This window comes from Chryseobacterium aahli, assembly GCF_022699665.1.
In the GTDB taxonomy this organism is placed as follows: Bacteria; Bacteroidota; Bacteroidia; order Flavobacteriales; family Weeksellaceae; genus Chryseobacterium; species Chryseobacterium aahli.
This window is the reverse complement of record NZ_JALDNB010000003.1, coordinates 284,148-308,472: the sequence shown is the minus strand read 5'-3', so window position 1 is coordinate 308,472 and position 24,325 is coordinate 284,148. Positions and strand designations below refer to the sequence as shown.

Below are 24,325 nucleotides of genomic sequence, written 5' to 3'. Positions count from 1 at the left end.
TTGTCTTTCGGATTCTTCATTAAAACATCAACCGCATTTTTATGAGCAGTCTTCACATCGACAGCATTACAAAATCATTTAGTGAAAAGAAAATTTTACAAGATGTTTATTTGTCTTGTGAAACAGGTAAAATCGTAAGTATTCTAGGCAGAAACGGATGTGGAAAATCAACTTTATTTCAGATTATTTTCGGAACATTGAAAGGCGATACTCAATATATCAAATTTAATGATACTATACTGAAAAATCAGTTTGACAGGAAAAACAGAATTGCTTATTTACCACAATATCCATTTTTACCAAAAAATGTAAAAGTTGAAAACTTAATTAAAGTCTTCTGTAATCATGAAAATGCAAAAAAACTTAGAAATTTGGATCTAATCAAACCTCTCACTAATACAACTCCCAATAAATTATCTGGTGGTGAGATCAGACTTTTAGAAGTTTTGCTCATTATATATTCGTCAGCAGAATTTATTTTACTTGACGAGCCATTCCATAGTCTTTCGCCAAAAATTGTTTCAATAGTAAAAGATTTGATTAAAGAACAGTCGCAGTTCAAAGGTTTTATTATTTCTGATCATTTATACCAAGATGTTTTAGACATTTCGGACGAGGTATATTTGTTATCTGACTCTTATTTAAAGCCTATTAAAGATTTAACAGAATTGAAAAGGTTTAATTACCTTCCAAAAAATATTTAATTTATATCTTTGGCCATAAATACTCTTTATAATGACGTTTATAAACAAAACAATCTACCTATCGATATTCAGTATATTTTCTTTTTCGTTGATTTTTGCACAAAGCAAAGTTCCTTTTGGCGTTGTAAAAGCCGAGGAAGGCTATGCGATGGTGCGTGTACACAAAGAAGATTATCGTAAAATCGTAGATAAAATCAGAATGAAAAGAGGTGATGTTTTTGTTTATGTAAAGCCTGCTCCTGGCGAAACAGAATGGATCTGGATAAAATATCCTGAAAAAGCAGAAATAGAAAAACCTTTTGTAAGATATGACAGCCTAACCAAAGAAGGAATGGTCAATAAGAACCGTATTGCCTTCATTGATCAGCTTCCAAAATACACGCCATCAAAATCTAAAAACGGAAAATCATTGATTTTCACTGATAACAGCAATCCTAAAATTCCTACAGCACAAAGAAGTAAAGTGGTGATTGACATTTATCCTTCTAATGCAGGTTTCCGTAAACAGGTAAAAGATGCTGACGGAAATATTGCAACCATCGACAAAGTAAAACCTTGGGGAATTGATAAAGAATTGCCTGAAGGGATGACCGAAATAAAATCGATCAGAGTACAACAACCGGGAAGAGGTTCTGTTTTTGTGCGTGAAGCCATTAAAAACATGTTTCAGCCAACCATGAATTTTGAGAGCATTGGAGTAACGTCAATCGATAACGACCATATTTTTCTTTATATGATCAACGGTTCTGGAGCGAATAGATACACGACGCTTTGGACAATCAAAGAGGGAAAAGTAATCAGCCAGATTATTTTTAAAAATCCTGAATAATTCATCTATTTATCATTATTTTTGCATCCGAAAAGAATTGAGCTTTTGGCTAATACCTCATGCTTATAATTTTCAGGAAATTGGTTCTGCCTAACCGCAGATGAAAAGGGAATCGTGTGAAAATCACGAACTGTCGCGCAACTGTAAAGTAACAGAAGTCTTTATTAAAATCCACTGTGTAAAAGGCATGGGAAGGAAATAAAGATGTTACAAGTCAGGAGACCTGCCTATTTCTTTAGACAAAAAACTTTCGCGATTTGAAGTTTGTTGATCTTATGGTTTATCTCAGGAATTTCTTGTTCCTGAACTATCTGTTTGTTTCAATGTATTTCATTTCGTTTTAATTTAATAATGAAATATGACTACAGAAGAAAGAATTGAAGCTTCCGAGACCCGAATTTTTAAAGCGGTTTTCCCCAACACCACCAATCATTACGACACACTTTTCGGTGGAACAGCCATGCAATTAATGGATGAAGTTGCCTTTATTACCGCTACCCGTTTTGCAAGAAAAAGAGTGGTAACCGTAAGCAGCGATAAAATTGACTTTAAAAAACCAATTCCTGCCGGAACGATTGTTGAACTAATCGGGAAAGTAATTTATGTCGGAAAAACTAGTATGAAAGTGAATGTCGAAATCTATACTGAGCAAATGTATTCTTACGAAAGAGAAAAGGCAATTGTAGGTGATTTTACTTTTGTAGCGATTGATGAATTTAAGAAACCAATTCAAATACTATAAATTCAGAGCGGTTTCGGCGGGCCTTTGGCCCGCCGAAACCATTTTCTTCTTATATTTAAATCTATTTTGTCATACTGGAAGCATCTCTATATAGTGAATTTAGATTCCTGCGGAATGACAAACTTAAAATGAAAATTTGAATAATCTAGTAAGAGTATTTATTTTAAAATCATCTTAAAACCTTCTCCGTTTCAAGATTTTTAATCATTAAAAACTGAAAAGCCTCTCCCATTTCATCGGATGCTCTGCTGATGGCATTTTCGAGCATATTTCTAACTTGTTTCTCAGTTACCGAAGCTTCTGTCCAGCTTTTTCCGGAAGTGTGGGAGTTGAGAATAAAAGGCATGATTCTATCAATAGCACACGCGAAAATTGCATCCGGAGTTTGCTCCTCTTCAAATTCCAGCCAAAGATTGAAAAATTCTGAACGAATGGGTTCATCTAAAATTCCAAAAATATTTTTAGCAGAAAGCTTTTCTCTTTCAAACTTCCCAACCATTGCTGCTTCATCAAAAAGGAAAGTATCTCCCGCTTCAATTTCTACCAAATCGTGAATTGACAGCATTCTGATTACTCTCAACAAATCTATATCTGCTCTGTTTTTCGCATAAGGAAATAGAATTTGAGCTAAAATGATAATCTGCCAGGAATGTTCAGCTGTATTTTCTCTTCTAGAATCGTCAGCGTTGTAATTTCTTCTTTGTACATTTTTTAAAGCGTCGATAGCGACTATAAAATCAATTTCTTTCTGTATTTTCATCATTATTTTCTTTATAATAAACTTCTCTGGGATATTTTGTCGTCTTTGTAAACCATTTGTAATCTATAAACTCACTTTTCTTTGTGATTACAGTTTCCCGATCTCTGGTGTCTTCTTCAAATTCGTATACTTTTAAAGGATCTCTTTCCGGAATGACGTTATATTCTTTGGTAATATGTAAACAACATCCTGATTTCAAATACATGATTAGTCTTTTTCTTTCAGAATCTACGGTAAACATTGCTGAATTATCTTTTACCACAGTCGTCATTCCTTCATTCATTAAAAACTGTTTTTGAATGGAATCAAAGGTATAAATATCATAAATGGATTTCTCAGAATTATCTGAAAATTTATTAATCAAAGCTAGATCTTCAAAACCATCAAAATTAAAATCTTCAAAAATTAAAGATTGCGGTTCTTCGTTAAATTTAGCTTTGTTTAAATTTAATGAATCTGTTTCAATGGTAAAAGTAAAATTATCTGAAATCAAGGCTGGAAATTTCTCTGATGTTTTCTTATCTGTCAAATTAACGGATGATTTCCCAAAACATTCTTTTTCATTACATGTGGCTATATCAATGCTCACATGATAATTTTTAGAGATTTCATTTAATTCAAAATAATTCTGAGCCCAACATAAAGTTCCAAATAGACTTAACAGGTAGAAAAATTTGTACTTCATTGTTTTTAGTTGTTTTTCCGAGTATCAATTTAACATAATATATTGCAAAAATAGAAAATTTAGGTTTTAAAATATCTTTTTTTAAGTATAAATAATTCAGAATACAAAATCAGTTTAAAATTTATATAACTAAAAATCAACACTTTAAATTAAATTTAAAAATATTTACACTACTTTGTATTGCATATTACCATTTTAATTACATATCTTTGTAATGTAGAATCGGAGAAGGTTTAACTAGCTAGGAACCGAAAACTGATTTTATATAACTCAATAACAAAAACTTACTAAAGATGAATACTGAAAATACCAAAGCGCAAATGCGAAAAGGGATTCTGGAATTCTGTATTTTGAGTCTTATCAACAATCGCGAAATGTATGTTTCTGATTTAATAGATGAACTGAAAAAAGGAAAACTGGATGTTGTGGAAGGAACCCTCTACCCTCTTTTAACAAGATTGAAAAACGGTGAATTTCTTTCTTACAGATGGGAAGAATCTACAGGAGGCCCGCCAAGAAAATATTATCAGATCACAGAGAAAGGGGAAACTTTTTTAGCCGAGCTGCAAAATACCTGGAAAGAATTGACAGATTCTGTGAACCAAATCACTCAAAAAATTTAAAAAAACAAAGCTATGAACAAGACACTCTCAATAGGACTCGCAGGTTTTTCTTTCACAATAGAAGAACACGCATACATAAAGCTCAGCGATTATCTTAACGCTCTTAGAAGCTCACTAGAGGCTTCTGAAGCAGACGAGGTAATGCACGACATAGAAATCAGAATGGTAGAAATCTTCAGAGATACTTTAGGAAAACGTGAAGTAATCAACGATGGTGATGTAGAAAAGGTAATTGCCCAAATCGGTTCTCCTGAAAAAATTGAAGAACAGGAAGAAGCTTATTATTCTGAGAAAAATACAAACTCAAACAGAAATAACTTCTCAGGAACTACACAGACTGATAAAAGACAGTTATTCCGTGATCCTGAAAGACAAAAGATTGCCGGAGTTTGCGCAGGTTTAGCCGCTTATTCAGGAATGGATATTACTTGGATGAGATTAATCTGGGTGGGTGCATTTATCTTTCTTTGGGTAGCACCGGGATCATCTTTCCTAGTGATTATTTTATATTTCATTCTTTGGGCTGTTTTACCGCAAGCAGAGACCGCATCAGATTTTTTGAAAATGAAGGGAAAGCCTTTGAATTTTGACAATCTGAAAGAAGAATCGAGCAAAATTGTACAGTTTGCCAATGAAACTACTACCAGAGCCGGAGAAATTTATATTGAAAACAAACCTCATATCAATAATGCAGGAAGCGGTGTTTGGAATATTCTAAAATATTTAATAGGTGCATTATTTGTCTTTTTTGCATTTGGAAGCATCATTGGAGTATTTGTGTTATTCGGACTTTTCGGAATAGATTCAAATTTTCCGGGAGCAAATGAAATGAAGTTCCTTTTTGATGATGATGGATTGTACACTGTATTTACTGCACTAATCATTATAGCATCATTGATTCCTGCAATATTATTCAGTTTGCTAAGCATCAAGATTTTCTCACCAAAAACTAAACTGAGAAACATTGGTTGGGTAATAGGAGTTCTTTTTCTGGCAGTTATTGCATTAGGTACTTATTTTGGAGTGAGCATGGCAAAAAAAGAAATGTTCTTAAAAGGACAAAAAGAAGACACTGAAGAGGTAGCCATCAATACATTATCTGACACCATTTATGTGGACATGAAAAGTGTAACAATCCCTCAGAACTTCACTGCATACGACGATGATCTTTTTTCTGATAAAATATCTGTTTATGAGAAAGACTGGATTCATGTGGACGTTACAAGAAAAGCAGATATCAAAACCCCTTATTTAATTATTAAAAAGGAGGCGAAAGGATACAATATCCCGCTTAATGCAAGTGTTCCTGTGGAGATTGTTGGTAACAAAGTGATTCTTCCGAATTATATCAAATATCCTTACGATCACCGTTTCAGAGATTACAGCATTGATTACGAATTGGTAATTCCACAAAACTCAATTGTAATTCCTTTGAAGAAAGACGGAATCAATTTTGACGGAGATACAGACGGTAACGGAATCAATGATAATGATGAAGAAGATAATGATGAAGAAGACAACAACGACAATGAAAACGGAAATATTTCAATTGAGAAAAACAAAATCTCAATCAACGGTTCTACCATAGAATATAACGATAACGACAGAGACAGCGTCATCATCAATGGCAAGAAATATCAAAAAGATGAAGCCAAAAAGATTATGGATACGATGAAGATGAACATTGATAAAATGAAAGACGTTGATATCAAAATAAAAGACGGAAAAAAAGAAGTTTCTATCAAAACCAAATAATTAAACTTGAGAGAGTGGCGGAAGGTGTGGATGTAGAGCAACCGTTTGAAACCCACACCCTTCTACTCTCAAAAAAATAGCAAAAATTTTCATTAATAAGTGGTTTATATGCTAAAATAGTCTTATATTCGTAAAAAAAATTAACCAATACAAAAACATCAAATCATGGTACAATTAGTTTTAGAAATTGCAGTAAAAATCGCAGATTTAATCAGCGGATTATTTTAAGAGCCATAATATTTCAATATATTTGTAGAGTATAACCATTATTGGTTATACTTTTTTGTTTTAAATTTAAATTCATGAAAAAGCTATTAGGCAAATTGATATTAAAAATATTGGGTTGGAAAGTCGTTCTTCAGGGCGATGTAAATAGCCTGAACCGTTGTATTCTGGTGGTGGCACCCCACACCCACAACATGGAATACATATTGGGAAATCTTGCTTACTGGACCTTAGAAAAACCGTTGAAAATCATTATCAAAGATGCTCACACAAAAGCCTGGTATGGTTCGCTTGTACGGGGTCTAGGAGGTATCGGTATCGACAGAAGCCAGAAAAATGATTTGATTAATTTTGTTGCAAATGAATTTAAAAAAGATGATTTCAGTTTGGTAATCACACCGGAAGGCACAAGAAGCTGGGTTCCGAAATGGAGAAAAGGCTTTTATCACATGGCTTTGGCAGCAAAAGTTCCTATCGTTTTAGCGGCAGGAGATTTTAAAAGAAATATTGTTTACTTAGGCTACACTATCCCCTATGAAAGATTAGAAACTGCATCTTTCCTTGAAGTGATGGAAGAAATTCAAAATTACTATATCAAAAACGACATCGGACCGAAAATACCAGCCAATTGGAATCCGAACATTATCGGAAACGATGCAGAAGCGAAGAGCTAAAAACAAAATTACTCATTACCAATTACTCATTACTTATAGATATGTACACAGAAGGCAAAACAAAAGAAGAAATTTTAGAATTCATCAACAATTGGGGCGAGGAAACTTTTGCAAAGACTCTTGATATACAATTCATCGATATCGACATCGAAAATGAAACGCTTACTGCAACAATGCCTGTTTCACCAAAAATCCATCAGCCTTTCGGGATTATGCATGGCGGTGCAAGTTGCGTTTTAGCAGAAACGATGGGGTCGAGCCTTTCTAATATTTTCATAGATGGGAGCAAGTATTTCGGCGTGGGAACCAATATCAATTCCAATCATTTACGAAGCAAAAAAGACGGAATTGTAACTGCAGTTGCAAGATTCATCAGAAAAGGAAAGACCATGCATGTTTCTGAAATTGAAATACGGGACGAGAAAGGTCAACTGATCAATCATACGACGATGACGAATAATATTATTAACAGATAATATTTAAAGTAAAAATACTTAAGGCTCAAATTATTTGAGTCTTTTTTTATATACTTGCTGCAACCTTTTGAGTTTTTTTCATCTTATAATTGTAACCAAAAAATTATCAATTATGAAAAATTATCTACTTCTATTCTTTTGTTCAGTTTTCTTTATCTTAAACTCCTGTAAAGATAATGAAGAAAATACTGAATATAAAACTCCGATAGCCGTACAACAGATCGGGAAAGGTGATTTGGTTGGAAATAATATTCCGCAGCAAAATATGGTCATCACAAATTCTGCACAGTGGAATACTCTCCTTAATAATTTAGATGCTTCTAATAATATTTCAGGTAGTTTTACAGAAACTAATATAGATTTTAACCAGTTTATGATTATCGCAACTTTTGATCAGGTTTTCTCAAATGGCGGACATTCCATTGATATTATTACCGTAGATGAGAACCCGCAAAGCATCGTGGTAGATCTTGAAAAACTTCTGACAGGAAACGCAACATCTGTTGTTACGCAACCCTATCACATTGTGAAAATACCAAAAAGTACAAAACCTGTTTCATTCCAATAACCCATCTGCAACCTTTTCAGTTTTTTGCATCTTAATAATAAAATAACGACCATGAGAAATTTAATTCTACCATTTTTATTGATTTTGACTATAATGTTTTCTTGCAGAAGTGAAAGTGATGAAATGCTTGAGAAAAATGTAAATTCTGTAGACATATATGTTGCCGGAGCAGAGAACAATCAGGCATGTTACTGGAAAAACGGGCAAAAAGTAATTCTTAGTAATGGTACAGGATTATACGCTAGTCAAATTATAGTTGAAAACAACAATGTTTACGTGTATGGAGCAATGACCTCAGAATATATTTTAAATTTACCATCTAAGCATTTGTATTTATGGATAAATGGAACAAAGCATAATTTAGATGAATATTTAGAGGGCGTCCCAAATCCAAGTCAAAGTAACTATTTTCAGATTTCTTCTAGAATGATTGTTCAAAATGGAAATATATATTTTTGCGGATCAATTACTGACACTTCTATACCTAGTCAAACAACTCAAACTTATTATTATTGGAAAAACGGAATGAAATTTATGATTTCAAATGACACAACTGTAACATTCCCTGCAGGATATCAATTAATTAATAATGAAATTTATTTGGGAATCAGGAAAGATTATCAGTACAATCCACTTACTTGGGAAACTGGATTTTACAAAAACAACATATATTTCCCCCTGACAAATGACTCACAAATTGAAGATTTTTATACTGATAATACCGGAATATATGCCTATATTAAAAATATACTAACAGGTGAAAAGACTTTGAAAAATATAAATACAAATGCTACCATACCATTACCTTTAAATCCTCCTAGTGAAATTTTAGATATTATTTGGATTGATAATGATAAGTATTACATCGGAGATAATTTTTATTATAAAAATAATACATTAGTGCAATTAAACGATCCGAATGGATATAACAGAATTCGTGGATTTAACGTGAAAAACCAGCAAATTTACACCATCAGATATAAAGATGGTCCAAGTATTGGAATTTTGGCAAAAGTATTCATTAATGATGTTGAAGTTCAGAGTCAGTCCATTACAGCCGTTTCAGATCCAAATATCGGAGGTCTCCTATCGATATATATAGACTAATATGATGCATAAAATCAACTGGCAAAAAATCTATCTCGACCATTCCCCAAAACTCTTGGGGATTTGTCGTAGATACATCGCAGACTTACAGACCGCAGAAGATCTTTTACAGGACAGTTTTATTTTAGCAATGCAAAAAAGCCATCAATTGAAAGATGAAAATGCATTATTTGGCTGGCTTAAAACCATTGTTGTGAATAATGCTCTACAGTATTTACGAAGCAGCTCCAAAGAAATTTTCGTTTCTAAAGAAATATCAGAAATCCCGGAACAACTGACCGAAATGAACAACTCTTCCACAGAAAAAAATCACGTTTTAGCATATGATTTCACCAGAGAAGAACTCCTGAAATCGATTGATAGTTTGCCTTTACATCACCGTTCTGTTTTTAATCTGTATTTTATTGAAAAAAATTCTCATGCAGAAATTTCAAAACTGTTAGGAATTACTGTGAATACTTCAAAATCACATTTATTAAGAGCCAAAAAATCAGTCCAAAATTATTTATTAAATAATTTCGTCAATGGAAACACACCCAAAAATAAAAAGAAAACCACCCAGCTATTGGTTTTCCTAGGTTTTGGCGGGTTGGCCTTAGCGCAGACTTTTCAAACTAAATTTTTAGACTTTAGCATTTCTCCGAAGAAAGAATTTATTGTTCCTGAAGATGCTATCACAAGGAGTTTTTCATCATCTGTTTCCAATAAAAATCTTCAGAATAAAATAATCATCGCAACGACTCTTTTAATCGTACTTTTCTTTTCGGTTTATATTAATAAAAATAACAGCTCATTATTCCAAAAATTTTCTACTGAAGAATCCTCAAATAATTTGGTTAAAGAAAACATTCAGAAAAATGACATTCCTCTTCAAGCACAACCTGGAATTAATGAGAAAACACAAGCTGATCTTAAAAAATTGAATGAAGTTAAATTAAATCAAGAAATAGAAATTCAAAAACCTATTGCAATCGAAAATAAGGCAAAAGAAAAAGCAATCAAACAAAAAGATTCAATTGAAAATGCTCCAAAAAAAGTTATTATTGTAAAAAAAATCATTCAAAGAGATACTATTTTCATTGAAAGAGAAAACTAATTCCCCTATATGTTTTACCGAAAATTTTTCTTAATTTTTACCCTATTATTTTTGCAATTTGTTAAGGCACAAAAAACAAAAGTAGATACCGTCTATGTTTATGAAAAAGTAATTGTATATGACACGATTTATTTTGAAAAAGCGATTAAAAGCAAATTTCGAGACATCAATTTAGCCTTACCTACATTAAACGAATTATCGATTAAAAAACGGATTTTCAAAATTGAAGAAGAAAAAGAAATTAAAAAAAACAGTTTCTTGTCTACATTTCAATACGGTATAGAAGCTGGAATCGGCTTAAAAAAATCAACTTGGGCGAAAGAACTCAGCAGCAACAAACAACAATTCGGGCAAAATCTTGGAATCTGGATTTCTAAAAGTGTAACTTCTAATTTATATCTGATGTTATCTGCCAATGTCTACCGCTGGAACTCAACTTTTGATCTCGATGCAAACAAAAAAGACACCTATCTGAACGGCTTTTATTTTACGCAAGACAGTCAGCCACTGCTTTTTCAAAGATTCAACAACAAACATTTTGAATACACCGCACAGCTAAAAGTTTTGTACGAATGGAGAAAATTCAGACCTTTTATTGGGTTTGCTTTAAATAAAAACAGTTACAAAATGCAATTTTTAGTTCCTGAAAACAAGGTTTTAAATAAACTTGATGACTTTAAAAGCAGCAATTTCAATTTAGGATTTTCATTCGGACTTCAATATCGAATTTTACCAAAAATATTGATCACTGCCGATTATCAACAGTATTCGTCAAACAATTTATCTTTAAAAAATAGTTCATTTGATTTTGACATTTTTAAGACTAATAATACCTTTGCTGAACGAAAACTCAATCTGGGAATTTCTTATGTCATTTCCAAATAGATGTTTTCATTAAGCATTCAATTTATGATTTACTTCAAATTTCCTTTTGACGAAAAACTCTATTCTACAGACGAAAATATAGATAAAAAGGCAGTCATTTTCAAGTCTTTTGATCAAGCTGAAAGTGTCAATTTTAATGGGAATTGTATTGAAGTCAACACTATTTCAGAAAGATTCTCTAATCAATTATTAGCTAAAGACGAAACCGAATTTTCGGCGGAAACCCATGATGAATATTTAGAAAAACTTCAGGAAGTTATTGATGTCATCAAGAAAAATCAACTTCCAAAACTGGTAATTTCAAGAAGAAAGATTTTCACAGACTTTAATGAAATCGATTTAAAGGAAAGTTTTAATAACCTATGTAAAGCTTATCCAAACGCTTTTCGATATATTTTTATTAAAGAAAACAAAGCTTGGATGGGTGCTTTTTCGGAGGTTTTAGGAAAATTCAATAAATCTACTCACGAGTTTGAAACAATGAGTTTAGCAGGCACTATACCAACGTCTGAGAGCTGGACTGATAAAGAAATTGAAGAACAAAAACCCGTTTCATCTTACATCAGAAATGTTTTAGAAAAATTCAATACAGAATCTGAAATTCAGGAATCTGAAACCTATGATCACATTTCAGGAAATATTAAACATTTAAAAACTGATTTTAAATTGAAAATAAATCCTGAAGATCTTGATTTCATCATAGAAGAACTTCACCCAACACCTGCAGTTTGCGGGATTCCAAAAGATTTTTGTAAAGATAAAATTCAGGAGTTTGAGAAATTTCCGAGAGAATTGTACGCAGGATTTATAAGAATTGAAACAGATGATTTCATTCAATACTTCGTCAACTTACGTTGTGCAAAATTATACAGCGATTCAGTACACCTTTTCGTTGGCGGCGGTATAACACCTCAAAGCAATCCTGAAAAAGAATGGAGAGAAACGGAATTGAAATCTGAAGCCGTTTTGAAAAACCTTTCTTTTTAAAATTAACCGGATGACACTTACTCAATTCATGCGGATAAACTTCTAAAATTATGCGGATGACTTTACTCAATCACAAGCATTAGTTTAGAACACTTTCAAATCAATTATTTTAAAGCAAAAAAAATCCTCTCTCAAAAACTGAAAGAGGATTATATTTTATATCAGAAATGATTATTTCTTTAATCCGATTTTACTCCAAGTATTCATAATGAAGAGTACGAAAAGTCCGACTACACCACAAATAATTGAAATTACATATTTCATATTGTCCTCAGATGAAATTTCTGAATGCCAATCTATTGCATAAATGTTGATTGCGATAATAATGATAAACACGATCAAAAATACTTTATAAAACTTCTGCATGATAATTAAAAATTAATGTTTGCTTGTATTAGTTGAGCAAAATTTGCTGTAAATAATTTGATTGAAATTGCCAAAAGGATAATCCCGAAAACTTTCTGTAGAATCGACAAAGTCGCCTCTCCCATTCTCTTCTCTAGCCAAGGAGCAGATTTCAGCACCAAATATACGAAAATTGTGTTGAGAATAATCCCCAGAATGATATTGATATCATGAAATTCGGCACGTAATGACAATGTTGTCGTAAGAGTTCCTGCACCTGCAACCAAAGGAAACGCAATGGGAACAATAGATGCAGCTTTTGCTTCTGTGGTTTTATTGATTTCGATACCTAGAATCATTTCTAAAGCAATCACAAAAATTACAACTGCACCGGCAATCGCAAATGAGTTCACATCTACACCAATAAATTTCAAAAGCTTATTTCCTACAAAAAGAAATACAATCATGATTAGTCCGGCAGTGATTGACGCTCTTCTCGCTTCAATTTGTCCGAATTTTTGCTTTAAGCTAACGATAATTGGAATAGATCCGATGATGTCAATCACCGCAAAAAGCACCATAAAACAAGTTACCGTTTCTTTGATAGAAAAATCGTCAAAAATCTCCATTATTCAATAATTATTAATTTCGCAAAATTATGAATAAAAAATGATTATTTACTAATCTGAGAATACAAATTGATAATATCTTTCAGAAGTTCAGAAATTCCCTCCTGAGATTTTACTGGTGTATATTTTTCAATCTGAATCCTTTGAGAAAGATTTCGGTATTCTTCTGCCACTGCATTTCCTTTATAATTTTCTAAAAACTGTCTGAAATCATCTTTAGAACTTTGGAAATACTGGTTTCTAACTTCAGAGTCCAACTCATCTACCGTCTTAAAAAATTCATCAAAACTCTGACTATCTTTAAGATTTTCCAAGTATGTAAAATAATCACCGACATCAGTTTTCAGGCTTTCTCTGATTTCTCTTTCAGTTTCTGCAACAGAACCAAGAGGTTTTTTTGAAGCTATTTTTTCTTTAATTACAATACGCTTTTTTTGCCAATTTTTAAACAACAAATACGCAATAAATAAGCCTAAAAGAATTCCTGCATTAATCAAAAGAATGCTCCAATTAAATCGGCTTTTTTCTTTTACTTTGAAAGTCGTCGTCTTTAATACCGGACTATTGACAGTTTCAAGCAGTGTATTGGTATATTCGTTTACTTTTTCAACCGTTGTGCGGGCTTCTAAAACCTCATCATGTGAAAAAGCCGTAAGATTTAAGGTTTCCTTCCCGAGATTTACATATTCTTTTTCTGAAGGATTAAAGAAAGCAAATTCTTCAGTTTTAATATTAAGCTGACCAGATTTATTTGGAATTAAAACATAATTGGCTAAAATATACCCTTTCATTCCCTCAATTCCAGCTACAACTTTTGAAGTGATCTTTGGAGCAAAAACTTCGTAATCTGGGGAACTTTCAATTTTAGGCAAATGCATATCTGCTAAATTCCCTTCTCCTGAAACTTTCAGAATAACATTAACCGGTTTTTTAGCCTCAATTTTTTCTTTAGATTCGTGGTAAACATCCACTTTAAAATTTCCTACAGCATCTTTAAAACATTCCGGTGAACCTTCAGGAAGCTTTTTAACATTAAGTTTTACCTTATTAGAAACAATTTTATTTTTGCTAGAATAAGAATTTACTGAAGCTGAAACAGATGGCACTTCAACATAACCTGACTCATTTGGAAATACAATAAACATTGCCAAAACCTGCGAAGGCATGTTGCTATATCCCGATGGATCGATGTCTGATTTATGAAAATTAATAGGATGTACATTGATATCTTCCTGCTCCGGAAGATTGATGTGTCTTACTTTTCTAAGGTTGTCTATATTTTTAGAATACACCCTCAAAACTGCGACTGTTGGCTGATTTTGATATACATCTCTATCTTCAATTTCCATATTGAGATAGACGTCATTATCAGTATTTTTTGCAATTGGCTTTTTCTCAATATCACGAATGAAAATATCGAAAGGCTCAGTTTTATAGATTTTGTTATTGACAGTCACCAAGACAGAACCTATTCTTATTTTCCCTCTTTGTTTCGGTTCTAAGGCAATTCTAGTAACATATTGTTCAACGGCAACATTAGATTCGGGATCTCTAACCATTTGGTTAAACGACCCATTTCCAATCATCGTAAACTTTGATAAGTCCGGAAGCTGAATCTTACTTTGCTGAACCAGATTATCGCCGTTTAGTTCTAAGGTAATCGTTAGATTTACAATATCTCTACCGTTGTAGTCGGTTTTGTCAGGTTTCATATTGAGTTCTACCTGTCCGTAAGCAATTACGGAGACAAAAGTCAACAATATGTAAATCAATTTTTGTTTCATCACCAATCTTTCTCATTGCTTTGAGGCAACGAATAAGAATTCTTATTTAAAATCCTTTTGGCAGTTTCTTTTTCTTTCTCGCCTACTTTATCCAGTATTGCGTTTTGAAGATCTTTAGGCATTTTGCCCTGATTATTTTTATTAGGATCGGGCTGATTTCCTTCTGGGCTGTTGCCCTCACTTTTCTGACCTTCTCCTTTATCTTTAGAATCGCCTTTTTGATCTTTATCTTTTTGCTGATCTTCGCCTCCGCCGCCTTTGCCGGATTTGTCATCTTTATTTTTCTTCTGCTGATTTTCTTTTTCCTTTAATTTGGCAATTTCAAAATTCTTTCTCGTTGCTTCATTGTAAGGATCTTGTTTCAGCGATTGTTTATAAAAATCAGCTGCCTTCTCAGGCTGATTCATTTGCATATACGTATTCCCCAAGTTGTGCAAAGCTGCCGCTTTATCTGGAATTGTTTGGGAAAGACGCTGTGCCTTTTCAAACTCTCCTTTTGCCTCTTCATATTTCTTGTTCTTGTACAAAGCATTACCCAAATTGTAATGTGCCGTAAAATCTTTTTCGTTCGATTTCACCGCTTCCATGTATCTTGACGACGCACCATCATAATCTTTACCGTTGAATTTCTGATTGCCCTCATAGACCAAAGTCTTATAGCTTTTCTGCCCAAACAATGCGCCTGAGCAACAGAAAACAATCATAAACGATAAAAATAAAATTTTAGTATTCATCCCTTGCAAAATTATTCCTTTATATGTTAAGAAACAGTCTTTTAATTGTTAAAATTGGGTTAAAGTATTCACCAGCTTAAGATTTTAACAAAAGCAAATCAAACATTAAAATCTCTTTTAGGATTAAATAGAAAAATAATCAGAAAGAAGAAAATAGAAACCGCCAAAAAGTACTGATAATAATGAGTAGCGTTTTGAGATTTCACCAAAGTTGCCGTTGATGATGCTTTTTTGTTTAAGGCTTCAACGATTTTATCGGGAGCTTCGTCGATATTATTACCATCAATATAAGTTCCACCGGTAGATTCTGCCATCTTATGCAGCGCTTCGGTCTGCCTTTTAGAAATAACGGTTTGTCCGTTCATATCACTTTTATATCCCATCAACTGACCAAACTCGTATTCCGGAACAGGTGCGCCCTCGTCTGAACCAATTCCTACGGAAGTCACAATAATCCCTTCTTTGTTGGCTAGTTTTATAGCAGCATTGTCGTTTCCTTCATTATCTTCACCATCACTCAGAAGAATGACTTTTCGTGAACCTTTACTGATATTTATAAATTTATCAACCGCAGTTTGCATCGCTTTTAAAAAGTCTGTTCCCTGTATTTTAATTGAATTGGTTTCAACACCGCTAATATACGTTTCCGCAGAATTATAATCCGTTGTGAGCGGCATAATAGAAGTTGCCTGACCTGCAAAAATAATCACTCCCACTTTATCATTTTTCAGTTTCTTCATTGTCTGAATCATCAGATTTTTACCTTCCGTCAAACGACTCGGCGAAATATCTTCCGCATTCATAGAATTGGAAACATCCAGCATAAAAATAACATTATTGAACTTCTGGTTGGTCGTCACCTCTTCAGAACCACTCAGCAAATCGATGATTGAAAAAATCAAAAACAAAGTTGCCAAAAAGTATAAAACGGGAAATATTTTAATAAAGCCAGATTTTTTTTCGAATAAAGCTTCATGAAAACGGCTGTCTGCAAAAACTTCTCTTCTCTTGTTTTTCCATTTTAAATATCTGATCAGAAAAAAAGCTAAGACCGGTAAAAGCAACAGCAATAATAAGTACCAATAATTTCCTAAATACAATTCCATCAGCTTAAAAATTTATATAATACCCATCTCAATAATGCGTCAAAAAATAGCATTCCCAAAGCAGCCCAAAGGAAAATTGTAAAATATTCCTGATAATTGTAAAGTTTTGAAACTTTCACATCAGTCTTTTCAAGTTGATTGATTTCGCTGTAAACTTCCTCCAAACTACTGTTTGACGTAGCACGGAAATATTTTCCGCCTGTTGCCTCAGCGATTTCTCTTAAAACGGGCTCATCAATCTGCACCTGAGTTTCAGTAAAAACCAAATCTCCAAAAATATCAACTTCAGTCGGCATCAAAGCGACACCATTGGTTCCTACACCAATTGAATACACTTTAATATCATTACTTCTCGCCAGTTCTGCAGCGATTTGTGGTGCGATGGCATTTTGAACATTATTCACCCCATCGGTCATCAGAATAATGATTTTGCTCTTTGCTTTGCTTGTGCGAAGATGGTTTACCGCAACAGAAAGTCCTTCACCAATGGCCGTTCCGGGATAAAGCTCAGCAGTGTTCAGATTTTTAAGTTCATCTACCACAACCTGATGATCGGAAGTCACGGGAACTTTGGTAAAAGCTTCAGAAGCATAAGTTACGACTCCAATCCGGTCATTCGGTCGTTTTTCAACAAACTGAATGGCAATTTCTTTCAATGCTGTCAGTCGGTCTGGTGAAAGATCTTTAGACAACATACTCAACGACACATCGACTGCAAACATAATATCTACCCCTTTGGTATCGTCTCTGTCCTGAGAAATGGTAAACGTTCTCGGTCTCGCCATCGCAATGAAGAGACACGATAAAATGATGTACTTTGAAATTTTAAGTAAAAACAAAACAGGTAAAATCCCACTGCTTGAGTTCATATTCTGAACGGTAGGAACTTTTATTCCTTTCAGTTTTTTTCTGCTGATATCTCTGATCAATAATGGAATAAACAAAAGGAAAAGAAATAAAAACCACGGACTGTAAAACTCGAAATTAAGCATCTTTTCTCAGGTTTTCAAATTCTATATCCTTTGATGATCTTTTCACAAAGTCTTTGATCTCGTTAAAATCTTTTTCCATCATCTGCTGATCCGGGAACGTTTTGGCAAATTTCACCAGATCGCCTCTGAAGAAAACATCTTCGATGATCTTTTCATTGTCCTGCGAAATGGTATTGTTTTCTTTCATCAGCTGAACCAAATCGTCAGTCAACAAAACATCTGCAGGAATTCTGTATTGTTTGGCCAAAAATTTCCTTGAAATATCGATTAACTCCACATAAAACGAACGGTAATTTCCGTCTTCGATATATTTTTTCTTTTTTAATGAGTCTAGTTCTTTCAAAGTCTGATTGGTTGCCACAACCGGAGAATCTTTAGATTTTCTGCCGTATTTCACAATCATAAAAATGGCAATTATTAAAGCAATCAAAGCCAAAGCACCCAAAACATACCATTTATAAAGCTGCCAATAATCTGTAACTTCCAGCTTGACATCTTTATTGTTCATAATATCGTTGATCGGGTCGCCTTTTTGAGCAGTGTTGATTACTTCAATTTCGTAAGGAATTGTTTTTAAAACCCTGTCTCCTACTTTAAATTCAAGCTCGGGAATGGTATATTTTCCTTCTTCAAAAACTGAAAATTCAATATTTCTCTGATAAGAATTGGGTTGAATCCCTATACTGTCTTTAATTTCTTCAAAATGAAAAGGGAGCAACTTGTCTTTTGGTGCAGCTTTTACTTCCTGATTGTTCAGATTATCAATTTTCACGGTAAAGCGGTTGACTTCACCTAGAGCCAGGGTCTTCTTTTCAAGATTCGAGGAAAGTATCTGCGAAAAAGCATTTGCACAGATGAAAAATGATAAGAGTAATACTAATTTTTTCAATTTTAAATAGTCAATTTCGGCTAATGCCTAATTTATTTTTAATTTAAATTTATTTCTTCTGAAAGTAATGATACAACAATTTTGAGTAATCATCGCCCGTACTGATATTCATAAAGCTTGCCGAACTGTTGGCAAAATCTTCTTCCAACGCTCTAATTTTTTGTTTTTGAGCTTCCGCAAATGTATATCTCCATCTTGCGTTTGACGTATTGACCCAAACTTGTTTCCCCGTTTCTACATCGCTGAAAAGCGTGTAACCAACATCAGGAATTTCGTTGTCTTTCTCATCAAAAATTCTCATTCCCAAAAGCTGATGTTTCTTTGAAGCGACACGAAGCATTTTAGAATCATAGGCATCTCCAAAATCTGAAAGTAAAAACACCAACGATTTTCTTTTGAAAATTCCCATCATGTATTCTAAAGATTTATCGATTTTAGAAACCGTAGGAATATAATCTGCCGTCAGAATATTACTGATAATTGACAAAATATGTTTTCTTCCTTTTTGTGGTGGAATCACCTTGTAAACTTTATCTGCAAACAAAATCAAACCCACCTTATCATTATTTCCGGCTGCTGAAAACCCTAAACTTGCGGCAATTTCTGCGACATACTCTCTTTTCAGTTGGGTTTTTGTTCCGTAGTCCATTGAAGCAGAAATATCAACTAAAATCATCATCGTTAATTCACGCTCCTCTTCCATCACTTTCACAAAAGGCTCACGGAAACGTGCCGTTTTATTCCAGTCGATTCTGCGGATTTCATCACCAAATTGGTAAGGGCGAACTTCAGAAAATGTCATTCCCTGACCTTTAAAAGCACTGTGATATTGTCCCATCAAGGAAGCTTCCGTCTTCTTGCGAGTACGAATTTCTATTTGCTTTACTTTTTTTATGATGTCTTTTATCTGCATAACTTCAATATAAATGATGAATGATAATTAATGATCGATACAACAACATCAATTATAAATAATCATTTATCAATTATAGATTATGGTGCCTGTATTTTAGCCAAAATTCTATTCACAATTTCCTCAGAAGTAATTTCTTCGGCTTCCGCTTCAAAGGTTAATCCAATTCTGTGTCTTAAGACATCTTTTGCCAATTCTTTTACATCTTCAGGAATTACAAAAGCTCTACCTTTTAAAAATGCATAAGCCCTAGACGCAATGGCCAAGTTAATCGACGCTCTTGGCGAAGCTCCAAAACTGATATAATTCTTCAATTCTGAAAGACCATATCTTTCAGGGAAACGGGTTGCAAAAACCATATCGAGAATATATTTCTCAATTTTTTCATCCAAATAAATTTGATTGACAATTGATTTTGCTTCAACAATATTTTGTAATGAAATTACAGGTTTTACGTCATACTGATGAGAAGTGGAAACCATTCTCATAACCTTTCTTTCATCCTCAAACTCGGGATAATCAATGGTACATTTCAACATAAAACGGTCGCTTTGTGCTTCAGGCAAAAGATACGTTCCTTCCTGGTCGATAGGGTTTTGCGTTGCCAACACTAAAAACGGTTTTGGTAAATGCATCGTTTCGTCACCAATCGTCACCTGCTTTTCCTGCATCACCTCCAAAAGTGCTGACTGAACCTTTGCCGGAGCCCTGTTGATCTCATCTGCAAGCACGAAGTTCGCGAAAACAGGACCTCTTTTTATAGAAAAATCGTTTTCTTTAATATTATAAATCATCGTTCCCACAACATCTGCAGGAAGCAAATCTGGCGTAAACTGAATTCTTGAAAAATCACCATGAACAGCCTCCGCCAAGGTTTTTATCGCCAATGTTTTTGCCAACCCGGGAACCCCTTCAAGTAAAACGTGACCGTTACCTAGAAGCCCAACCAAAAGTCGGTCTATCATGTATTCTTGTCCGATAATTACTTTGTTGATTTCCTGCCTCAAAAGTGAAAAGAAATAATTCTGTTCTCTTACTTTCTCTGTGAGTTGACGAATGTCTTCTGCTTGATATGAATCTGACATAGTTTAAATTAAAATAAGTGGTAAATTTCTGATAAATACTTGCATTAATCAACACAATAAATGCCATTTTTGAGTTAAAATTTGTTAAATATTTTATAGCTAATAAGGTAATCAATATGATATATTGATTTTTTTTTGCGATTATGAAAAATTGATCCTGTTTATCAGTTGACAAACAGGATCAATTTATAAAAAACATAAGTTATTTTTTATAGTTTCGTAATAGTTAAAGTGAATACATTTTCCGGAACATCTACAGTCTCTTCATAAGATCCTACATTGATATAATAAACTGTACCCACTGTAGTAGTCAAATTAGCAGATTCCGTACCGCCACCGCCGTTATTATCTAATGTACCAACGCATATTAAACTACCGCAACTACCTCTGTAAACTCCCATTTGAGGATCAAAATCAGCGCTACTTGCAGGCATAGTTACTTTAATATTAAACACACCACCATCTCCTGTGAATTTAAACCAAGTACCGTCATTCATCGCATCAGGACAAGTAGTTATAAATCCAGTATTATTGGTAGCTGATGCAGCGTCAGCTTGTGTGTAAACATAAGGGAAAACAGTGGCTACTAAAGCACCCGAACAAACATCATTAGCCGGCGGCGGTGGAATAGTTTTAAAGACAACATCTGTACAACCAGAAGATTCCAGACCACCTGAAACAGAAGTAACCCTCAAATAATAATTTGTATTTTGTACAAGAGGAGTAGATGGAGTGAAACTATTAGTAAGTACTACCTGTTGATTAACAACATCTGTAGCTCCCGCACTAGTTCCTATTGAAACTTTATAAGAATTTGCCACAGGTACCGGAAGCCATTTAATAATAGGAGATAAAAGAACCATCTGCTGATTATTTGCCGGATAGGTAACAAATGGGCAAGGAGGAGTTGTATTAGGAGTTAGTCCTGAAAATGTAACTGATGATTTATAACCAGCTCTCAAACCTGCTGGTGGAGATGCAGGGTCAATCACTGCAAGATCTCTTGTGTAATAAAGTGTAGAAGATGGAAGATGCTGATAAACACGGAAAACTTCGCTGAAATTATTAATATCAATACTTTGCGAGTTTTCTTTTGTAGCAATTATTAAATTATCTGTATTGTTATAAGCAAATGGGGTTGTAAAGGTAACCACAACCTGACCATTATTATTAGTTACCGTTCCTGTAAATACTTGAGTAAGCTGCGTTACAGGAACCCAATCTGTATTGGAAGTGAAAGCGGTTTTTGAGCTAAGACCAAGATATACAGTCCAATCTGAAGAATCTGAGATAGTTACTGAAGGATCTACATAAAATATTAGGCCCGTAATATTCCCTGCAGAATTAGCATTTATTTCTTGTTTAGGATATATCTGCTGAACGTAAGAGTATGAAAAAAAACTACTTACAGGTGCTACTCCTACATCTGTGCTTCCAATGTTCAAATTTATTTGGGCATTAGACATCAAAGTCGCCAACAATAAAAATAAAAGTAATTTCTTTCTCATCTTTAATAGATCAATAGTTAATAATGTGCGAATTTAATAATTTATTTTGATTATTCGCAATTGATTAAGATAATTTAATTATAAATATTTATTTATTTTAATATATTTTTGATACATTTGCACACAACTCGACAAATAATAATGGTATGTATAAAAAGCTATTTTTTTTAAGCGTTTTAATCACGGGATTTTTTAATTCACAAACTACAAGAACGAATATCGTTTCCGAAGCAGTTTATTACGATGGTTATGCAGCTTTAGTATCTCAACCTGTGCCTGCAGGTCTCATTCGGTTAACAAATGCGAGGTATGCAAGAAAAATGACAGATGCTGAGTTGGATGGCTTTAAAGCAAAGATTGCTATGAGAGTAACCATTGGAGCTTTGTGTGATAATTATGACCGATTGGGAAGTGTATTTTTAGCCATGGTTCCAAAAAACCAACCTACATATACTATAGATGATGCAAATGTGAAAAGGATTGAGGTAGCTAGATACATTACTCCTTTTATGAATAAAAATGTTTCGCCTTTAGAAGTTCCTTACACCTATAATCTAAGTAATTTGTATAATGTGTTTCATGATGCAACATTGCGAAACACTTACGACATGTATATGGAACTTGATGTTTTCGGTGTTCCTTATGCAGCACAAACTGAAATTGCAGGATGCTCAGGCAGGAATGACGTTTTTAAAGGAACACTTACTTTTTTCTCCACGAATGCAGGCGCAACTCCAACAAGTTACAATAACCTCACCCCAATAGTAAATTATAGTAAATTAAATAATTACAATAGTACAGATGTTCCAGGGCAAACTGTGAGAATTACAACGTTCAATCTACCCAATGCAATTACGGATGCTCAGTTTTTCGTAATATCTACACCTCATGGTGCAAATGCTGGTGGTGAAGAATATGTGAGAAGAGATAACTTCACCTATATAGATGATGTACAAATGCTAACCTATAAACCTGGAGGAACTTCTTGCGAACCATTTAGGGTTTACAATACACAAGGAAACGGAATCTATGGCAGCTCTCCTAGTTCAACTGCTGACTGGACTGCCTGGAATAACTGGTGTCCCGGTGACGCTGTTCCTATCAGAAGTTTTACAATGACTAGTATGACCGCAGGAACCCACACCCTTAAACATACAATACCAACAGCTGTTTTCAACCAACAACAAGGAGATGTTTTTCTATCTGTTTACATGCAAAGTAAAAATAATGCTACTATGGATGTAAAAGACATCAAATCAATAGATGTTAGTATTTATCCTAATCCTACTTCTGATTTCGTTAATATAAAATCAAAAACAGATGTAGCTTCAATGACTCTTTTCAGTATTGATGGAAGGAAATTAACAGAAAATTTTAAAGAAAACAAAATAAATATTTCTTCATACAACACTGGAGTGTATATTTTAAATATTGTTTTGAAAGATGGTACAACTTTCAAACATAAAATCATCAAAAAATAAAATTATTTTATTTTATTTTAAAAATCATTCCATTCGACTAAATTTAAAAAACTAAAAACCTCCTCTTGGATATTCTCCATAAGAGGTTTTTTTAATGCGTTTTTGTTTAAAAATTCAATTTATCTTTAAAATTAAAAAAATTTTAACTTTTATACTCCATTCAAAAAATTGTCATTTTCAGTTTATTAAACTATTTTTGGTGATTAAATTTTTGAAACATGAATTATCATTTTCAAGCTCACAGACAGGTTAGAAAAAACCTTTTGGATATCTTGCGGGACACTTCTCACGAAGACCTTTTATTAATCCCCGATGGTTTTAATAACAATCTGTATTGGAATATTGCCCACACCGTTGCTACACAGCAATTACTGCATTATTACCTAAGCGGAAATCCGTTCAGAATTGATAATTATTGGATCGAAACCTACAAAAAAGGAACGATGCCCAATCTGAATGTACAGAAGTCTGAAGTGGAAGACCTGGAATTTCTTTTAACCGAAACTTCAAAGATTTTAATGAAAGATTATGACAGCGATTTCTTTTCAGATTACACGCCCTACACCACAAGTTTTGGGATGGATTTGAAAAGCATTCAGGATGCTATCATTTTCAATAACATGCATGAAAGCCTGCATTACGGTTATGCAATGGCAATAAAGAGAGCAATTTTAGGAGAAAAGTCTTAAAAGAGTAAAGTAAAATAAGTTTGAATAACGAAGTTTATTCATTTAAAAAAATAA

Annotated in this window: 26 protein-coding genes and 1 riboswitch; of the genes, 14 read left to right on the top strand and 12 right to left on the bottom strand. The window is 33.5% G+C overall.

What is annotated here, in order from left to right:
• The first annotated feature begins 41 nt into the window (after window positions 1-41).
• From MQX03_RS07520 to MQX03_RS07510, 3 genes are all read left to right on the top strand, one after another.
• On the top strand, window positions 42-704 hold the full coding sequence (locus MQX03_RS07520) for an ATP-binding cassette domain-containing protein (protein ID WP_242802359.1): 663 nt from the start codon (window positions 42-44) through the stop codon (window positions 702-704).
• A 31-nt stretch (window positions 705-735) separates the two neighbouring features.
• Window positions 736-1,533, top strand: a complete 798-nt coding sequence (locus tag MQX03_RS07515; RefSeq protein WP_242802358.1) for a hypothetical protein — start codon at window positions 736-738, stop codon at window positions 1,531-1,533.
• Window positions 1,534-1,597: 64 nt separating this feature from the next.
• Window positions 1,598-1,778: riboswitch (cobalamin riboswitch) on the top strand.
• A 113-nt stretch (window positions 1,779-1,891) separates the two neighbouring features.
• On the top strand, window positions 1,892-2,275 hold the full coding sequence (locus MQX03_RS07510) for an acyl-CoA thioesterase (protein ID WP_129534490.1): 384 nt from the start codon (window positions 1,892-1,894) through the stop codon (window positions 2,273-2,275).
• 169 nt (window positions 2,276-2,444) lie between these two features.
• On the opposite strand, the gene MQX03_RS07505 is transcribed toward MQX03_RS07510, so the two are convergent.
• The gene (locus MQX03_RS07505; RefSeq protein ID WP_129537216.1) at window positions 2,445-3,035 is read right to left on the bottom strand and encodes an HD domain-containing protein; all 591 of its coding nucleotides are present in this window, start codon (window positions 3,033-3,035) and stop codon (window positions 2,445-2,447) included.
• Entirely contained in the window at window positions 3,013-3,720 is a 708-nt protein-coding gene (locus MQX03_RS07500) for an XAC2610-related protein (RefSeq protein ID WP_242802357.1), read from the bottom strand. The genes MQX03_RS07505 and MQX03_RS07500 overlap by 23 nt, the downstream gene beginning before the upstream one ends.
• Before the next feature lie 293 nt (window positions 3,721-4,013).
• Between MQX03_RS07500 and MQX03_RS07495 the strand changes: the two genes are divergently transcribed.
• The 9 genes from MQX03_RS07495 to MQX03_RS07455 all read left to right on the top strand — a co-directional run bounded on the left by MQX03_RS07495 (window position 4,014) and on the right by MQX03_RS07455 (window position 12,116).
• The gene (locus tag MQX03_RS07495; RefSeq protein ID WP_129534492.1) at window positions 4,014-4,343 is read left to right on the top strand and encodes a PadR family transcriptional regulator; all 330 of its coding nucleotides are present in this window, start codon (window positions 4,014-4,016) and stop codon (window positions 4,341-4,343) included.
• A gap of 12 nt (window positions 4,344-4,355) precedes the next feature.
• Window positions 4,356-6,098 carry a PspC domain-containing protein gene (locus MQX03_RS07490; RefSeq protein ID WP_242802356.1) on the top strand — a complete coding sequence of 581 codons (1,743 nt, stop codon included), beginning with the start codon at window positions 4,356-4,358 and terminating at the stop codon, window positions 6,096-6,098.
• A 302-nt stretch (window positions 6,099-6,400) separates the two neighbouring features.
• The gene (locus MQX03_RS07485; RefSeq protein WP_129534494.1) at window positions 6,401-6,997 is read left to right on the top strand and encodes a 1-acyl-sn-glycerol-3-phosphate acyltransferase; all 597 of its coding nucleotides are present in this window, start codon (window positions 6,401-6,403) and stop codon (window positions 6,995-6,997) included.
• A gap of 41 nt (window positions 6,998-7,038) precedes the next feature.
• Entirely contained in the window at window positions 7,039-7,473 is a 435-nt protein-coding gene (locus MQX03_RS07480) for a PaaI family thioesterase (RefSeq protein WP_242802355.1), read from the top strand.
• Between the two features lie 112 nt (window positions 7,474-7,585).
• On the top strand, window positions 7,586-8,041 hold the full coding sequence (locus MQX03_RS07475; protein WP_242802354.1) for a hypothetical protein: 456 nt from the start codon (window positions 7,586-7,588) through the stop codon (window positions 8,039-8,041).
• Window positions 8,042-8,092: 51 nt separating this feature from the next.
• Window positions 8,093-9,148 carry a hypothetical protein gene (locus MQX03_RS07470; protein WP_242802353.1) on the top strand — a complete coding sequence of 352 codons (1,056 nt, stop codon included), beginning with the start codon at window positions 8,093-8,095 and terminating at the stop codon, window positions 9,146-9,148.
• Between the two features lies 1 nt (window position 9,149).
• The gene (locus tag MQX03_RS07465; RefSeq protein ID WP_242802352.1) at window positions 9,150-10,244 is read left to right on the top strand and encodes an RNA polymerase sigma factor; all 1,095 of its coding nucleotides are present in this window, start codon (window positions 9,150-9,152) and stop codon (window positions 10,242-10,244) included.
• 51 nt (window positions 10,245-10,295) lie between these two features.
• Window positions 10,296-11,129 (top strand): outer membrane beta-barrel protein, encoded by an 834-nt coding sequence (locus tag MQX03_RS07460; protein ID WP_242802351.1) that lies wholly within the window; start codon window positions 10,296-10,298, stop codon window positions 11,127-11,129.
• A gap of 24 nt (window positions 11,130-11,153) precedes the next feature.
• Window positions 11,154-12,116, top strand: a complete 963-nt coding sequence (locus tag MQX03_RS07455) for a chorismate-binding protein (protein WP_242802350.1) — start codon at window positions 11,154-11,156, stop codon at window positions 12,114-12,116.
• Between the two features lie 171 nt (window positions 12,117-12,287).
• Here the strand turns inward: MQX03_RS07455 and MQX03_RS07450 are convergent, their stop codons facing one another.
• The 10 genes from MQX03_RS07450 to MQX03_RS07405 all read right to left on the bottom strand — a co-directional run bounded on the left by MQX03_RS07450 (window position 12,288) and on the right by MQX03_RS07405 (window position 22,101).
• The gene (locus tag MQX03_RS07450; protein ID WP_242802349.1) at window positions 12,288-12,482 is read right to left on the bottom strand and encodes a hypothetical protein; all 195 of its coding nucleotides are present in this window, start codon (window positions 12,480-12,482) and stop codon (window positions 12,288-12,290) included.
• 5 nt (window positions 12,483-12,487) lie between these two features.
• Complete coding sequence (locus tag MQX03_RS07445) at window positions 12,488-13,090, bottom strand: MarC family protein (RefSeq protein ID WP_129534498.1); 603 nt, start codon at window positions 13,088-13,090, stop codon at window positions 12,488-12,490.
• Between the two features lie 44 nt (window positions 13,091-13,134).
• Window positions 13,135-14,874: a BatD family protein gene (locus tag MQX03_RS07440; RefSeq protein WP_242802348.1), complete on the bottom strand. Its 1,740-nt coding sequence runs from the start codon at window positions 14,872-14,874 to the stop codon at window positions 13,135-13,137.
• Window positions 14,874-15,608: a tetratricopeptide repeat protein gene (locus MQX03_RS07435; protein WP_242802347.1), complete on the bottom strand. Its 735-nt coding sequence runs from the start codon at window positions 15,606-15,608 to the stop codon at window positions 14,874-14,876. The genes MQX03_RS07440 and MQX03_RS07435 overlap by 1 nt, the downstream gene beginning before the upstream one ends.
• Window positions 15,609-15,706: 98 nt before the next feature.
• Window positions 15,707-16,714 (bottom strand): vWA domain-containing protein, encoded by a 1,008-nt coding sequence (locus tag MQX03_RS07430; protein ID WP_242802346.1) that lies wholly within the window; start codon window positions 16,712-16,714, stop codon window positions 15,707-15,709.
• The gene (locus tag MQX03_RS07425; RefSeq protein ID WP_242802345.1) at window positions 16,714-17,706 is read right to left on the bottom strand and encodes a VWA domain-containing protein; all 993 of its coding nucleotides are present in this window, start codon (window positions 17,704-17,706) and stop codon (window positions 16,714-16,716) included. Before MQX03_RS07425 ends, MQX03_RS07430 begins: the two co-directional genes overlap by 1 nt.
• Window positions 17,699-18,595 (bottom strand): BatD family protein, encoded by an 897-nt coding sequence (locus MQX03_RS07420; protein ID WP_242802344.1) that lies wholly within the window; start codon window positions 18,593-18,595, stop codon window positions 17,699-17,701. Before MQX03_RS07420 ends, MQX03_RS07425 begins: the two co-directional genes overlap by 8 nt.
• 49 nt (window positions 18,596-18,644) lie before the next feature.
• Window positions 18,645-19,508, bottom strand: a complete 864-nt coding sequence (locus MQX03_RS07415) for a DUF58 domain-containing protein (RefSeq protein WP_129534502.1) — start codon at window positions 19,506-19,508, stop codon at window positions 18,645-18,647.
• A gap of 80 nt (window positions 19,509-19,588) precedes the next feature.
• Complete coding sequence (locus MQX03_RS07410) at window positions 19,589-20,593, bottom strand: AAA family ATPase (protein WP_047442535.1); 1,005 nt, start codon at window positions 20,591-20,593, stop codon at window positions 19,589-19,591.
• A 209-nt stretch (window positions 20,594-20,802) separates the two neighbouring features.
• Window positions 20,803-22,101: a hypothetical protein gene (locus MQX03_RS07405; protein ID WP_242802343.1), complete on the bottom strand. Its 1,299-nt coding sequence runs from the start codon at window positions 22,099-22,101 to the stop codon at window positions 20,803-20,805.
• A 146-nt stretch (window positions 22,102-22,247) separates the two neighbouring features.
• On the opposite strand from MQX03_RS07405, the gene MQX03_RS07400 reads away from it, so the two are divergent.
• Both MQX03_RS07400 and MQX03_RS07395 read left to right on the top strand, forming a co-directional pair.
• Window positions 22,248-23,582, top strand: a complete 1,335-nt coding sequence (locus MQX03_RS07400) for a peptide-N-glycosidase F-related protein (protein ID WP_242802342.1) — start codon at window positions 22,248-22,250, stop codon at window positions 23,580-23,582.
• Window positions 23,583-23,800: 218 nt separating this feature from the next.
• On the top strand, window positions 23,801-24,271 hold the full coding sequence (locus MQX03_RS07395; RefSeq protein WP_129534505.1) for a DinB family protein: 471 nt from the start codon (window positions 23,801-23,803) through the stop codon (window positions 24,269-24,271).
• The last annotated feature ends 54 nt before the right edge of the window (window positions 24,272-24,325 follow it).